Genomic DNA, 248 nt, shown 5'->3' with positions numbered 1-248 from the left:
CTATTGCCTCCACCTTAGCTGTCAGGGGTTGGATTCCGTCTCTGGATATCCAGTAACCTAAGTATTCTAATCCTTCTTTAGCGAAGAAAGACTTAGACGCATTGACCTTCAGTCCTGCATCCTCTAACCGGTTCAGTACTCTTTCAAGTTTCTGAAGGTGATCTTCAAATGATCCTTTAGTAGTCACTAATAGGTCATCTATGTAGGCTCTCACGTATTCAAGATCCATCATTAAATTGGACATTTTC

1 protein-coding gene is annotated in these 248 nt (G+C 41.1%); it reads right to left on the bottom strand.

Annotated elements, in window-relative coordinates:
* Positions 1–248, bottom strand: a 248-nt coding sequence (locus NCR35_RS29840) for a reverse transcriptase domain-containing protein (RefSeq protein ID WP_250537472.1), incomplete at both ends; no start/stop codon positions are given.

Origin of the sequence: Caballeronia sp. AZ10_KS36 (genome assembly GCF_023631105.1) — a bacterium.
Lineage (GTDB): Bacteria > Pseudomonadota > Gammaproteobacteria > Burkholderiales > Burkholderiaceae > Caballeronia.
The sequence above is the reverse complement of the archived record's forward strand: the minus strand, read 5'-3'. Positions and strand labels throughout refer to the sequence as shown.